The 13,908-nt window shown below is 64.4% G+C and carries 13 protein-coding genes; 11 read left to right on the forward strand and 2 right to left on the reverse strand.

Going from position 1 to position 13,908, the window contains the following annotated elements; genetic code table 11:
- Nucleotides 1-64: 64 nt before the first annotated feature.
- Nucleotides 65-1,516: a benzoyl-CoA 2,3-epoxidase subunit BoxB gene (gene boxB, locus IVA88_RS17690; protein WP_247498518.1), complete on the forward strand. Its 1,452-nt coding sequence runs from the start codon at nt 65-67 to the stop codon at nt 1,514-1,516.
- A gap of 183 nt (nt 1,517-1,699) precedes the next feature.
- Here the strand turns inward: boxB and IVA88_RS17695 are convergent, their stop codons facing one another.
- Nucleotides 1,700-2,509 carry an SDR family oxidoreductase gene (locus tag IVA88_RS17695; protein WP_247498519.1) on the reverse strand — a complete coding sequence of 270 codons (810 nt, stop codon included), beginning with the start codon at nt 2,507-2,509 and terminating at the stop codon, nt 1,700-1,702.
- A gap of 181 nt (nt 2,510-2,690) precedes the next feature.
- Nucleotides 2,691-3,749: a polysaccharide deacetylase family protein gene (locus IVA88_RS17700; RefSeq protein WP_247498520.1), complete on the reverse strand. Its 1,059-nt coding sequence runs from the start codon at nt 3,747-3,749 to the stop codon at nt 2,691-2,693.
- Between the two features lie 164 nt (nt 3,750-3,913).
- Here IVA88_RS17700 and IVA88_RS17705 point away from each other — a divergent pair, with 164 nt between their 5' ends.
- The 10 genes from IVA88_RS17705 (at nt 3,914) to phoB (ending at nt 13,826) form a co-directional block, all read left to right on the forward strand.
- Nucleotides 3,914-5,308, forward strand: coding sequence for an OmpA family protein (locus IVA88_RS17705; RefSeq protein WP_247498521.1), 1,395 nt, complete (start codon nt 3,914-3,916; stop codon nt 5,306-5,308).
- Between the two features lie 2 nt (nt 5,309-5,310).
- Nucleotides 5,311-5,613, forward strand: a complete 303-nt coding sequence (locus IVA88_RS17710) for a hypothetical protein (protein WP_247498522.1) — start codon at nt 5,311-5,313, stop codon at nt 5,611-5,613.
- 450 nt (nt 5,614-6,063) lie between these two features.
- A complete protein-coding gene (locus IVA88_RS17715) occupies nt 6,064-7,119 on the forward strand; it encodes a lysylphosphatidylglycerol synthase domain-containing protein (protein WP_247498523.1) in 1,056 nt (351 codons plus the stop codon).
- 48 nt (nt 7,120-7,167) lie between these two features.
- Entirely contained in the window at nt 7,168-8,466 is a 1,299-nt protein-coding gene (locus tag IVA88_RS17720) for an ATP-binding protein (RefSeq protein ID WP_247498524.1), read from the forward strand.
- A 143-nt stretch (nt 8,467-8,609) separates the two neighbouring features.
- Nucleotides 8,610-9,620 (forward strand): phosphate ABC transporter substrate-binding protein PstS, encoded by a 1,011-nt coding sequence (pstS, locus tag IVA88_RS17725; RefSeq protein WP_247498525.1) that lies wholly within the window; start codon nt 8,610-8,612, stop codon nt 9,618-9,620.
- A 98-nt stretch (nt 9,621-9,718) separates the two neighbouring features.
- Nucleotides 9,719-10,708 (forward strand): phosphate ABC transporter permease subunit PstC, encoded by a 990-nt coding sequence (pstC, locus tag IVA88_RS17730; RefSeq protein WP_247500341.1) that lies wholly within the window; start codon nt 9,719-9,721, stop codon nt 10,706-10,708.
- A gap of 4 nt (nt 10,709-10,712) precedes the next feature.
- The gene (gene pstA / locus IVA88_RS17735) at nt 10,713-11,558 is read left to right on the forward strand and encodes a phosphate ABC transporter permease PstA (RefSeq protein WP_247498526.1); all 846 of its coding nucleotides are present in this window, start codon (nt 10,713-10,715) and stop codon (nt 11,556-11,558) included.
- Complete coding sequence (gene pstB, locus IVA88_RS17740) at nt 11,555-12,376, forward strand: phosphate ABC transporter ATP-binding protein PstB (protein WP_247498527.1); 822 nt, start codon at nt 11,555-11,557, stop codon at nt 12,374-12,376. The genes pstA and pstB overlap by 4 nt, the downstream gene beginning before the upstream one ends.
- A gap of 11 nt (nt 12,377-12,387) precedes the next feature.
- On the forward strand, nt 12,388-13,104 hold the full coding sequence (phoU, locus tag IVA88_RS17745; protein WP_247498528.1) for a phosphate signaling complex protein PhoU: 717 nt from the start codon (nt 12,388-12,390) through the stop codon (nt 13,102-13,104).
- A gap of 14 nt (nt 13,105-13,118) precedes the next feature.
- Nucleotides 13,119-13,826, forward strand: coding sequence for a phosphate regulon transcriptional regulator PhoB (phoB, locus tag IVA88_RS17750; RefSeq protein ID WP_007597871.1), 708 nt, complete (start codon nt 13,119-13,121; stop codon nt 13,824-13,826).
- The last annotated feature ends 82 nt before the right edge of the window (nt 13,827-13,908 follow it).

The raw sequence follows: 13,908 nt of genomic DNA on the forward strand, positions 1-13,908 counted from the left end.
GCAAGAACGTGGATGCCCGGCACAAGGCCGGGCATGACGGAAAGAGATCTCAAGGAGCACGGCCATGAACATGAACATCATGAACGTCGACTACTCGACCAAGATTCCGAACAACGTCAATTTGGCCGAAGACCGCCAGGTGCTGAAGGCGCTGGAAGGCTGGCATCCCGGCTACATGGATTGGTGGAAAGACATGGGGCCGGAAGGCTTCCAGGAATCGCTGGTGTATTTGCGCACCGCCTATTCGGTCGATCCGCGCGGCTGGGCCAAGTTCGACTACGTGCGGATGCCCGAGTATCGCTGGGGCATTCTCCTGGCGCCCCAGGAAGAGAATCGCGTCGTGCCCTTCGGCGAGCATCTTGGCGAGCCGGCCTGGCAGGAAGTCCCGGGCGAATATCGCGCCATGCTGCGCCGTCTCATCGTGATCCAGGGCGACACAGAGCCCGCCTCGGTCGAGCAGCAACGCCACCTCGGCAAGACCGCGCCCTCGCTCTACGACATGCGCAATCTGTTTCAGGTCAATGTCGAGGAAGGCCGCCACCTCTGGGCGATGGTCTACCTGCTGCAAAAGTACTTTGGCCGCGACGGACGTGAAGAGGCTGACGATTTGCTGCGCCGCCGGTCGGGTGACGCTGACGCGCCGCGCATGCTGGGCGCCTTCAACGAGGCGACGCCGGACTGGCTGTCCTTCTTCATGTTCACCTACTTCACCGACCGCGACGGCAAGATGCAGCTGCACTCGCTGGCGCAGTCCGGCTTCGATCCGTTGTCGCGCACCTGCCGTTTCATGTTGACGGAAGAAGCGCACCACATGTTCGTCGGCGAGACCGGCATCACCCGCGTCGTGCAGCGCACCTGCGATGCGATGCGCGAAGCCGGCATCACCGATCCCTCCGACATCGCGAAAGTCCGCGCGCTCGGCGTGATCGACCTGCCGACCATTCAGAAGAAGCTGAACCTGCACTATACGTTGTCGCTTGATCTGTTTGGCTCGGAAGTCTCGACCAACGCGGCCAACGCCTTCAACACCGGCATCAAGGGCCGCTATCACGAGACCCAGATCGACGACGATCATCAGCTCAAGAACGCCACCTATCCGGTGCTGAAGTTCATCGACGGCGAGATCAAGCTCGTGGACGAGCCGGCGCTGACCGCGCTCAACATGCGCCTGCGCGACGATTACAGCCAGGATTGCGTCAAGGGCATGCTGCGCTGGAACAAGGTGATCTCGACCGCAGGCTACCAGTTTCAGCTCAAGCTGCCCAACGTCGCCTTCCACCGCCACATCGGCGAGTTCAAGGGCATCCACGCGACGCCGGATGGCCTGTTGATCGACGACGCAACCTGGGCCAGGCGCAAGGATGAATGGCTGCCCTCCACTGCTGACGGCGACTTCATCACTTCGCTGATGCAGCCCGTCACCGAGACCGGCGAGTTCGCCTCCTGGATCTCGCCGCCGAAAGTCGGCATCGACAACAAGCCCGGCGATTTCGAGTACGTGAAGATTGAGTCGTAAGGCCTATCGCTGACGCGGATCGCCTGTTGCCGTATCGAAGACTGTCATCACCCGCGAAAGCGGATGATCCAGTATTCCAGAGAGGGCAGGGATAAATCGAGAAGCTGCGGCGTCCTGGATGCCCCGGTCGAGCCGGGGCATGACAGTGAGTCTAAGTTGAGGGCGTCGCCCCTCGCGCGCGCCTCAACTATCCCATCCGCTTCCCTTGATCCCCGGGTTCGCATAAACGATGCCGCCGTCCACCGCGATGGTTGCGCCCACCACGTAATCTCCCGCGCGCGAGGCGAGATAGATCGCCGCACCCGCCATGTCCTCGTCGGTGCCGATGCGGCCCGCGGGCACGCGCGTCGAGACCTCGTCGGCATGATCGCGCGCGGCGCGGTTCATGTCGGACCGGAACGGGCCCGGCGCGATCGCGGTGACCACGACATGGTCGCCGATCAGCTTCACGGCCATGCGCCGCGTCAAATGGATCAACCCCGCCTTGCTCGCCGCGTAGGAATAGGTCTCGCCCGGATTGACGAAGATGCCGTCGATCGAGGCGACGTTGATCACTTTCGCCGGCCGCTCTACTGATGCCGCCGCGCGCAACGCGGGCGCCAGCGCCTTGGTCAGGAAGAACGGCGCCTTGACGTTGAGGTTCATCACCTTGTCCCAGCCGCTCTCCGGAAACTCGTCGAACTCCGCGCCCCAGGCCGCGCCCGCATTGTTGACGAGAATGTCGAGTTTTTGCTCGCGCTTCCCGAATTCGCTCGCGAGCAGCTCGGCGCCGGCCACCGTCGAGATATCGATCGGCAGCGCGATGCATTCGCCGTCATATTGCGCGGAGAGCTCGTTCGCGGTTGCTTCGCAAGGTCCGGCCTTGCGCGCGGTGATGTAGACTTTCGCGGCCCCTGCGCTGAGAAATCCCGCCGCGATCATCTTGCCGATGCCGCGCGAACCGCCGGTCACCAGCGCGACGCGGCCTTTGAGCGAGAACAGATCGTTGAACATGGTGCCTCCCTTGATTTGCTCCGGTTGTGAGCGGGGCGGGGAGGGGAGTCAACTCAGCTCGTCAGCTCCGCACTCATCCTGAGGAGCGCGCCAGCGCGTCTCAAAGGAGGCGGGCGACCTATCCTTCGAGATGCGCTCCTTCGGAGCGCTCCTCAGGATGAGGTCTGAGTGTGCGGTTGGATCAAGCCGCCGCGATCCTGCGGAAGCCGTTCCACATCGCGGTCGCGGCGCCCGAGGTCAGCACCGGCAGAATCCGCGTGTCCTGGTAATTGCCGTTGAGCGAGACGCGTGGCAGCGCGGTCATGTGGCCGGCGTTCTCGGCGAACAGCATGCCGGGCCGCGTCGTCACTGCGGTCTTGAAGCCCGCGGTCGCAGCGAGAGCGAATTCACGCTCGCCCGCCGCCTCGCGGTCGCCATAGGGATAGGCAAGATGCTGGACATTGCGGCCGAGCGCCTGCTCGATGCGCGCGCGGCTCACGGCCATCTCATGCGCGGCGATCTCTTCGCTTTGCCTGGCGAGATTGCAATGGCTGACGGAATGCGCACCGATCGTGACCAGGGGATCGGCGGCAAACGTCTTCACCTCGTCCCATGACAGGCAGAGGCCGCGGCACAGCGCGGCCATGTCGACGCCGTACTTCGTGCAGAGCGCCTCGATCTCGCGCTTGAGATCGTGCTCGCCCGGCAATGCGCGCAACCAGTCGTGCAGGCGGTCGAACGCCGCCTGCTTGGCGGCCGGCGTCGTCGCATCGAGCCGCAGCGCGGCATCGCCGATTGTTACCTCGATCTGCTCGGCCTTGGCGATCACTGCCTCCAGCGCCTCCCACCACAGCCGACCCGTGCCCTCGGCGAAATCGCTGGCGACATAGACCGCCAGAGGCGCGTCAAATTCGCGCAGAACCGGCAGAGCGAAATCGAGATTGTCGCGATAGCCATCGTCGAGCGTAAAGGCGGCGAAGCGGCGGTCGAACCGGCGCCGTACCAGCCGCTCATGCACCTCGTCCATGCTGACGATGTCGATCTCGCGCGAGCGCAGATGGCGCAGCGTCGCGCGCAGGAATTCGGGGGTGACTTCGAGATGCCTGTTCGGCTGGAACGCCGCGTCACGGGCCGGCCGCACGTGGTGCAGCATGAATATGGCGCCGACGCCCGACAAAAGCGGGCGCAACAGATGGTGCGCCCCGCTGAAATAGAGTGCTCCCAGCCCGGCGCGGATGACGTTGTTACGGAGTTGTTTCATGACCCGCTGGCGGACTTTGGCATTCCGTCTTCAACTTACGGAAGAACCCTTGAAGAAAAAGTTATTCCAATTGTCCCCGCCCGGCCTTCGGAAGGGCGTCATTTCCGGTTTGACAGCCCGCCAAGGGTTTGTTTTGTCTCCGGTTCCAGAGTTCGGGTCGTCGAATGCAGAAGCTTTTCAGGTGGGCCAGCAAATGGTGGCCGGGGCTGATCCCCCTGGCCGTCATGTGGGGATTTGCGGCCTGGAATAATACTTTGCCGGTCGAGGCGGACCTTTCCGCCCGCAGTTCGGCCGCCCTCAAGGACACCGTTCTGGACAAGACCCGGATCGCGGTGGACGGCCGCGACGTCCGCCTGGCTGCGGACGCGTTTTCCGAGGAGGGGCGCCGCGATGCTGTTGTGGCGGTCGAGACCGTCCCCGGGGTGCGCCTGGTCGACGACCGAACCCGCCTCGTGCCCGAGGCAAAACCCTTTGTCTGGAACGCCGAACGCGACGTGGTGCGGGTGACGCTGTCAGGCTCCGCGCCACTGCCGTCGATGAAGGGCCGCCTGACCGAGGCGGCCCGCAAGGAGGTCGGCGGCACCGAGGTCGCCGATCAGATGGGTCTGGCGCGCGGCGCACCACCGCGATTCGAGGCGGCTGCGATGCTGCTGCTCGACCAGATCGGCAAGCTGAAGGACGGCAAGATCACGATCTCTGACACCAAGGTCACTCTGTCGGGCATGGCGCGCGAGCTCGGCGGCCGCGAAGCGGTCGCAGCGGCGCTCAAAAACCTGCCCGAGGGCTTTTCGGTCGCAGCCAATGACGTCAAGGCGCCGCCCTACGTCTTCCAGGCCTACAAGGATCCGGTGGCCGCGACGGTGACGCTGACCGGGTACGTGCCCGACAACAATGTCCACGCGGCCATCGCCACCAGCGCGTCGCGGAAATTCTTCAACGAAAAGGTCGTCGACAATCTCAAGGCCAGCGTCGGCGCACCCGGCTCCTTCAACCCTGCCGTGGTCGCAGCGCTCGGCGCGCTGTCGCGACTGTCGACCGGCACGCTCGTCGTCTCCGACCGCGAGGTGAAGCTGTCGGGCGATGCTCTCTATGAAGGCGCCGCCAACGACATCCGCGCAGGCCTTGGCAAGGATTTCCCGAAAAACTGGCAGTACAAGCCGGAAATCACGGTGAAACCCGCGGCCGGGCCGGTCGACGGCACCGTGTGCCAGCAATTGTTCTCGGAGCTGCTGGCCAAGGCCAAGATCCGCTTCGGGGCGAAGCGCGCCGACATTGATCCGGATTCCGCCGGCATTCTCGATCATCTGATCGAGACGGCACTGCGATGCCCCACCACCAATATCGAGGTCGCCGGGCATACCGATGCGGACGGCGAGGATGCCGTCAACCAGGCGCTCTCGGAGAAGCGCGCGCAGGCGGTGATCGACTATCTGGTCAAGGCTGGCCTGCCCGCCAGCCGCTTCACTGCGGTCGGCTACGGCAGCACGCAGCCCCTCGCCGGCAATGACACCGAAGACGCCAAGGCGCAGAACCGCCGCATCGAATTTCTGGTGAGGTGACGATGCCCTACCTCGTCTCATTCCATCTGGGCTGGCTGATCGGCTCGCTGCTGCTCGGCTTTTGCATGGGCTGGATCTCGGTGGTCCAGCGCGGCAACGGCACCTCGAAAGTGACTGCGCGCTGGCTCGCCGTGCTTGCTGCCGGCCTGGTCGCGGCCTCGTTCGCGCATGTGGTCCCCGGCCGCTTCGGCTACTGGCTCGATCTCGCCCTCATCATGCTCGGCTGCTATCTTGTCGGCGGCACCATCGGCGCCTGGCTGCGCCATCGGGTGGTCTCGCGCACCGCGCCGCCTGCTGCTCTGTGATGTTGCCGTGCACCCTGACCGCGGGAGTCAGGGCCGCGGCTGCGCGGCATTCCGGCACATCGGAAACCCTGAACAAACCCTCCGGTCACCCTCTTTCAACAGGTGAGTGTACCCCATAGATTGACGTCGGCCTAAGCCGTGACGGAACATTGTACGGTCGGAAATCATCAAAACTTCATGGCGACTGCGCAGGATTGCCATGGAGATTCGCGTCAGTCTTGCCGTCGAAAGCGCCAAACCGTGCATCAGGAGCCCGCAGCCGTGCCTAAAATATTGAAGGCACGAGCTTTTGTTCGAATTGCCGAATTCCACTCCGCCCGGAAACGCGCTAGTGGAGGGACAGCGGGCATGCGCGATCCCGGGGCCGACAACAAGGGTTGGTTGGGTGTCTGCGCGTCGTCCGCCTGTTCGCCGGCCACCCTGGCCGCTGAAGCATTGTTCGAGGTTTAGATGCCGGAAGCCATACGCAGGGCGATGTCGTTTCTGCGCCAGAAGCAAATCCTGCATAAGCTTGGAGTTGTGATCAGCGTCGCGGTCATCGGCATCGCTTGCTATGTGCTCTACCACATGCTGCGCGGCATCGATGTCAACGAAGTCCTCGAAGCGATCAAGAGCACCGAGCCGAGCCAGATTGCGATGGCGGCGCTGTTCGTCGCCGCGGGCTATTTCACGCTGACCTTCTACGACCTGTTCGCCGTGCGCGCGATCGGCCACGTCCACGTGCCCTATCGCATCAACGCGCTCGCCGCCTTCACCAGCTACTCGATCGGCCACAATGTCGGCGCCAGCGTCTTCACCGGCGGCGCGGTGCGCTACCGCATCTATTCCGCCTACGGCCTGAACGCGATCGACGTCGCAAAAATCTGCTTCCTCGCCGGCCTGACCTTCTGGCTCGGCAATGCCGCCGTGCTGGGCCTCGGCATCTCCTATCACCCTGAGGCCGCTGCCTCGATCGACATGCTGCCGCCCTGGCTGAACCGGACGCTGGCGATGATGATCATCGTCGGGCTGGTCGCTTACGTGGTCTGGGTCTGGACCCAGCCGCGGATGGTCGGCCGCGGGCCCTGGACCGTGATGCTGCCGGGCGGCCCGCTGACGCTGCTCCAGATCGCGATCGGCATTATCGATCTCGGCTTCTGCGCGCTCGCGATGTACGTGCTGGTTCCGGACGAACCCAATCTCGGCTTCGTGGTGGTCGCAGTGATCTTCGTCTCGGCCACGCTGCTCGGCTTTGCCAGCCATTCGCCCGGGGGCCTTGGCGTGTTCGACGCCGCCATGCTGGTCGGCCTCTGGCAGATGGACCGCGAGGAGCTGCTGGGCGGAATGCTGCTGTTCCGCGTTCTCTATTATCTCTCCCCTTTCGTCATATCTGTAATCTTGCTGACGTTTCGCGAGGTTATCATCGGCGCTCGATCGAAGCGCCTGCAGCAGGCCGCGCTCAAGCTCGACCCCGGCCCCGCGCCTGAAGCCGCTTATGTGAGAAAGCGCAGCGACAGCGGCGCCTGACCGGCGCAAGTCTTGAGTTTAAGGGTCCCCTTGGAGAAGCCCGCCCCGATGGCGATTGACGCCCCATCTTCTCCCTCCGCCCAGCCCTGGTCCGACCGGCTGCGGCACTCGACCGTCATCCTGATCGCCGCAGCGCTGGCGCTGTCGGTGGTGGTCTCGCTGGGCGAATTGTCGGCACTGCATGCGATTGCGGTGTTTCTCTGCATCGCGGCCGCAGCGCTGATCCCGTGGCGCTTGCACGATACCGCCGCCTCGCGCGAAGAGACTCGCCGCGTCAACCCGGTCGAGAGCGCGGCGGTGGCCGCGGTCGTCGCCGGCATGCCCGATCCTGCGGTGCTGCTCGACCGCGCCGGCCGCGTCATCCATCTCAACGCCGCGGCCGCCCAGCTCGCACCGGCGCTGCGCAAGAACGAGCTCGCCCAGTTCGCGCTGCGCTCGCCCGAGATCATCACGGCGCTGCGTGAATCGATCGCGACCACCGAGCCGCGGCGCGCGACCTATCTCGACCATGTCCCGGTCGATCGCTGGATGGAGCTGACCATCACGCCGGTGCCGGTGCCGACCACGTTCGGCGGTGCCGACAAATGCATGCTGATGACCTTCCACGACCAAACACCGCTGCGCCGGGTCGAGGAGATGAGGGCCGACTTCGTCGCCAATGCCAGCCACGAGCTGCGCACGCCGCTGGCCGCGCTGTCCGGCTTCATCGACACGCTCCAGGGCCAGGCCAAGGACGATCCCAAGGCGCGCGAGCGCTTCCTCGGCATCATGCACAACCAGGCCACCCGCATGGCGCGCCTGATCGACGATCTGCTGTCGCTGTCGCGGGTGGAGCTCTCGGCCCATGTGCGGCCCGACACCCTGGTCGACCTGCTGCCGATCATCTTGCAAGTCGCCGACGGGCTCGAGCCGCTGGCGCGGGAACGCCAGGTCGAGGTCGAGACCCAGCTGCCTGAGACCCCGGTGATGATCGCGGGCGACCGCGAGGAGCTGCTCCGCCTGTTCGAGAATTTGATCGAGAACGCGCTCAAATACGGTGCCTCGGGAGGTCGCGTCATCGTGTCGCTGACGTCCAGTCCCTCCACTGATGGAACTCAGGAAATCCGGGTCCTGGTCCGGGATTTCGGCCCCGGCATCGCGCCGGAACATTTGCCGCGGCTGACCGAGCGCTTCTACCGGGTCGATGTCGGCGACAGCCGCTCGCAGGGCGGCACCGGCCTCGGATTATCGCTGGTGAAACATATTGTTAACCGCCATCGCGGCCGGCTTTTGATCGAAAGCGTGCCGCGGCAGGGCGCCACTTTCACGGCCTGTTTTCCCCAGGGCAAGCCTGCGGCTTTGAGCTAAACTCCAGCTTATTCAGCTGTTTAAGCCTGTCATCCGACTGTCACCAAACCTTCGTAAAAGCTCAGCTGTTCGCTCCTAAAGGGGCGGCACGGGGAGCGCGATCGGGCGCGGATGGCGCTTCGCTCCCCTGTATGGAGACCACCATGAATTTCCTCAAAACCATCGTCGCTGCCGGCTTGGTCGCCGCATCGACGTCGGCCTTCGCTGCCGATATCACGGGTGCCGGTGCGACGTTCCCGTTCCCGATCTATTCCAAATGGGCTGACGCCTACAAGAAGGAGACCGGCAACGGTCTGAACTACCAGTCGATCGGCTCCGGCGGCGGCATCAAACAGATCCAGGCCAAGACCGTGACCTTCGGCGCCAGCGACGCGCCGCTCAAGGCGGAGCAGCTCGAGAAGGACGGCCTGGTCCAGTGGCCGATGGTGATGGGCGCCATCGTTCCCGTCGTCAACATCGAGGGCGTGAAGCCCGGTGAGATGGTGTTCGACGGCGAGACCCTCGCCAGCATCTATCTCGGCAAGATCACCAAATGGGATGACGCCGCGATCAAGAAGCTCAACCCGAACGTGAAGCTGCCCTCGGAGGCCATCACCGTGGTCCGCCGTTCGGACGGTTCGGGCACCACCTTCAACTTCACCAACTATCTCGCCAAGGCCAGCGCGGACTGGAAGAGCAAGGTCGGCGAGGGCACTGCGGTCGAATGGCCGGTCGGCGTCGGCGCCAAGGGCAACGAAGGCGTGTCGGGCAACATCAGCCAGACCAAGAACTCGATCGGCTACGTCGAGTACGCCTATGCCAAGCAGAACAAGCTGACCTACACCGGTCTCGTCAACAAGGCCGGCAAGCCGGTGCAGCCGACCGTCGAAGCCTTCCAGGCGGCCGCCTCCAACGCCGACTGGGCCAAGGCGCCCGGCTACTACGTCATCCTGACCGACCAGCCCGGCGAGAAGTCCTGGCCGATCACGGCGGCGACCTTCATCCTCATGCACAAGGACGCCACCGACAAGGCGGCCTCGCAGGAAGCCATCAAGTTCTTCCGCTGGGCCTTCAAGAGCGGTGGCAAGGCGGCTGAAGAGCTCGACTACATCCCGATGCCGGACCCGGTCGTTCAGCTGATCGAGAAGACCTGGGCTGCCGACATCAAGAGCTAGGCTCGCGACGCTCGTGTCCCGGGGCGCTGCGTCGCCTCCGGGGCACGGACCAACAAAAAACGTATACTAATTTGGTACAGGGGATCGGCGTGGCAGAGATGGCCGTTCAGAGCGATGTAATCGACGACGCCGGACCGTATGATCGCGCCAAGGCCTTGAGCGCGTTCAAGCTCGGCGACGTCACCTTCTACTGGATCACGCGGCTCTCCGCCATCTCGGTGCTTCTGATCCTCGGTGGCATCATCATTTCGCTGGTCGTCGGCGCCTTTCCGGCGATCAAGGAATACGGGCTATCGTTCCTGTGGACGCAGCGCTGGGCGCCGTCCGCCGATCCGCCGGTGCTCGGCGCGCTCGGGCCGATGTACGGCACGCTCGTCACCTCCTTCATCGCGATGCTGATCGCCATTCCCGTGGGTCTCGGCATTGCGATCTTCCTCACCGAACTCTGCCCGCAATGGCTGCGCCGCCCGATCGGCATGGCGATCGAGCTGCTCGCCGGCATCCCCTCGATCATCTACGGCATGTGGGGCTTCTTCGTGTTGGGTCCGTTCCTCGCCAACACGTTCCAGCCCTTCATGATCAAGATCTTCGACGGAGTGCCCGTGCTGGGTGCGATCTTCGCGGGTCCCCCGTCCTATCTCAGCCTGTTCAATGCCGCGCTGATCCTCGCCATCATGGTGCTGCCCTTCATCACCTCGATCTCCGTCGACGTGTTCAAGACGGTGCCACCGGTGCTGAAGGAAGCCGCCTACGGCGTAGGCTGCACCACCTGGGAAGTCGTCCGCAGCGTGGTGATCCCCTACACCCGCGTCGGCGTCATCGGCGGCGTCATGCTGGCGCTCGGCCGCGCGCTCGGCGAGACCATGGCGGTGACCTTCATCATCGGCAACTCGTTCCGGATCTCGTCGTCGATCTTTGCCCCGGGCACCACGATCTCGGCGGCGATCGCATCCGAGTTCGCCGAGAGCGACGGCCTGCACCAGTCCGGCCTGATCCTGCTCGGCCTCCTCTTGTTCGTGCTGACGTTCTTCGTGCTCGCAGCCGCGCGGCTGATGCTGATGCGGCTGGAAAAGAAGGCGGGAAATTGACGCCATGAATCCGATCTATTCACGCCGCCGCCGCAACGACTTCGTCATCCGCGGTCTCTGCATCGCCGCGACCGCCTTCGGCGTCACCTGGCTTGCGCTGATCCTGATCACGCTGCTCTACAACGGACTGGCGGGACTCAATGTCCAGCTGTTCACCGAGAATACACCGCCCCCCGGATCGAGCGAGGGCGGTCTGCTCAACGCCATCGTCGGCTCGCTGATCATGACCGTGATCGGCGTCGGCATCGGCGCGCCGCTCGGCATGTTCGCCGGCACCTATCTCGCCGAATACGGCCGCAACGACCGGCTGACCTCGGTGATCCGCTTCATCAACGACATCCTGCTCTCGGCGCCCTCGATCATCATCGGCCTGTTCATCTACGGCGCGGTGGTGGTGCCGATGCGCGGCTTCTCCGCGATCGCAGGCTCGCTCGCGCTCGCGGTGATCGTGATCCCGGTGGTGCTGCGCACGACCGAGGACATGCTGCTGCTGGTGCCGAACGCGCTGCGCGAGGCGGCCTCGGCGCTCGGCCTGCCGCGTTCGCTGGTGATCAAGCGGATCGCTTATCGGTCAGCCCGTTCGGGTCTCATCACTGGCGTGCTGCTCGCCACCGCCCGCGTCGCCGGCGAGACCGCGCCGCTGCTGTTCACCGCGCTGTCGAACCAGTTCTTCAGCCTCGGCCTGAACAAGACGATGGCGAACCTGCCGGTCACCATCAACAATTTCGTGCAGAGCCCCTATGCCTACTGGAAGCAGCTGGCCTGGAGCGGGGCGCTGCTCATCACCCTGACCGTTCTTGCCCTTAATATTGGCGCGCGCATCCTTGGCGCCGAGAGGACCGCAAAATGAGTGATCTTTCCCTATCGATGAGCGCGTCCGGTGGACTGCCGCACGCGCCGGTGCTGCCCGAGGCGCCCCCCAAAGTGACCGCGCGCAACCTGAACTTCTATTACGGCGAGCACCACGCGCTGAAGAACATCAACCTGACGCTCGGCGCCAACCGCGTCACGGCGTTCATCGGCCCGTCGGGCTGTGGCAAGTCGACTCTGCTGCGCATCTTCAACCGGATGTACGACCTCTATCCCGGTCAGCGCGCCACCGGTCAGCTCATGCTCGACCAGACCAACATCCTTGACGGCAAGCTGGACCTGAACCTACTGCGCGCCCGCGTCGGCATGGTGTTCCAGAAGCCGACGCCGTTCCCGATGACGATCTACGAGAACATCGCGTTCGGCATCCGTCTTTACGAGAAGATCTCGAAGTCGGAGATGGACGGCCGGGTCGAGAAAGCGCTGCGCGGCGGCGCGCTGTGGAACGAGGTCAAGGACAAGCTCAACGCCTCCGGCCTGTCGCTCTCGGGCGGCCAGCAGCAGCGCCTCTGCATCGCCCGCACCGTCGCTGTGCGGCCCGAGGTGATCCTGTTCGACGAGCCCTGTTCGGCGCTCGACCCGATTTCGACCGCCAAGGTCGAGGAGCTGATCCAGGAACTGTCCGAGGACTACACCATCGCGATCGTCACCCACAACATGCAGCAGGCGGCGCGCGTCTCCGACAAGACCGCCTTCATGTATCTCGGCGAGCTGATCGAGTTCGACGACACCAGCAAGATCTTCACGTCGCCGACCGACCGGCGCACGCAGGATTACATCACCGGCCGGTTCGGCTGAGGAGACGCGACATGGGTTCTGAACATACCGCAAAGGCTTTCGACACCGACCTCCAGGAACTCACTCGCCTGGTCGCCGAGATGGGCGGCATCGCCGAGCGCATGATCGTCGATTCCGTCGATGCGCTGATCCGCCGCGACGTCCCGCTCGGCCAGCGCGTCGTCACCATCGACACCGAGCTCGACGCGCTGCAGAAGCGCATCGAGGAGCGCGCCGTGCTCACCATCGCCCGCCGCCAGCCGATGGCGGTCGATCTGCGCGAGATCGTCGGCGCCATGCGCGTCGCGACTGATCTCGAGCGCATCGGCGATCTCGCCAAGAACATGGGCAAGCGCGTCGCGGCGCTCGAGACGGACTTCCATCCGCTCAAGCTGTTCCGCGGCCTCGAGCACATGACCGATCTCGTGCAGCAGCAGGTCAAATCGGTGCTGGACGCCTATGCCGCGCATGATTTGCCGGCGGCGATGGCGGTGTGGAAGGGCGACGAAGAGGTCGACGCCATCTGCACCTCGCTGTTCCGCGAGCTCCTCACCTACATGATGGAGGATCCGCGCAACATCTCGTTCTGCATCCACCTGATGTTCTGCGCCAAGAACATCGAGCGGATCGGCGACCACGCCACCAACATCGCCGAGACCGTGTTCTACATGATCGAGGGCCAGGCGATCACCGACAAGCGGCCGAAGGGCGATATGACGACCTTCGCCAACACGATACCGAACACCTAGGGAGCAACGACCCGATGGGCGCACGCATTATGGTGGTTGAGGACGAGGAAGCTCTGACCGAGCTTCTCCGCTACAACCTCGAAGGCGACGGCTATGACGTCGAGACGGTGATGCGCGGCGACGACGCCGACACCCGTCTCAAGGAGCACATCCCCGATTTGATCGTGCTGGACTGGATGCTGCCGGGCCTGTCAGGCATCGAATTATGCCGGCGGCTTCGCACCCGTCCCGAGACCAAGCAGCTCCCGATCATCATGCTTACCGCGCGAGGCGAGGAGAGCGAGCGGGTGCGGGGGCTTGCGACCGGCGCCGACGATTACATCGTCAAGCCGTTCTCGGTGCCGGAACTGCTGGCGCGCGTGAAGGGCCTGCTGCGGCGCGCAAGCCCCGAGCGGCTCGCCACCGTGCTCGCCTTTGGCGACATCGAGCTCGATCGCGACAAGCGCCGCGTGGCACGCTCGGGCCGGCCGATCGATCTCGGTCCGACCGAATATCGCCTGCTGGAGTTCTTCCTGGAGCATCCGGGACGGGTGTTCTCGCGCGAGCAACTGCTCGACAGCGTCTGGGGCCGCGACATCTACATCGACGAGCGCACCGTCGACGTGCATATCGGCCGCCTGCGCAAGCTGCTCAATCTCGGCCGCGAGCAGGACCCGATCCGCACCGTCCGCGGCGCCGGCTACGCGCTGGATGATCGCTTCGCGAAGGCGGAGCAGGTGTAGGGCTTGGTGAGCTTAAGTTCGGCTGCGTCAATAATCACAGCCGTCGTTCCCGGGGCCCGTGCGCAATTATCCGTGACGACAT

Source organism: Bradyrhizobium sp. 149, assembly GCF_023073915.1.
GTDB lineage: Bacteria > Pseudomonadota > Alphaproteobacteria > Rhizobiales > Xanthobacteraceae > Bradyrhizobium.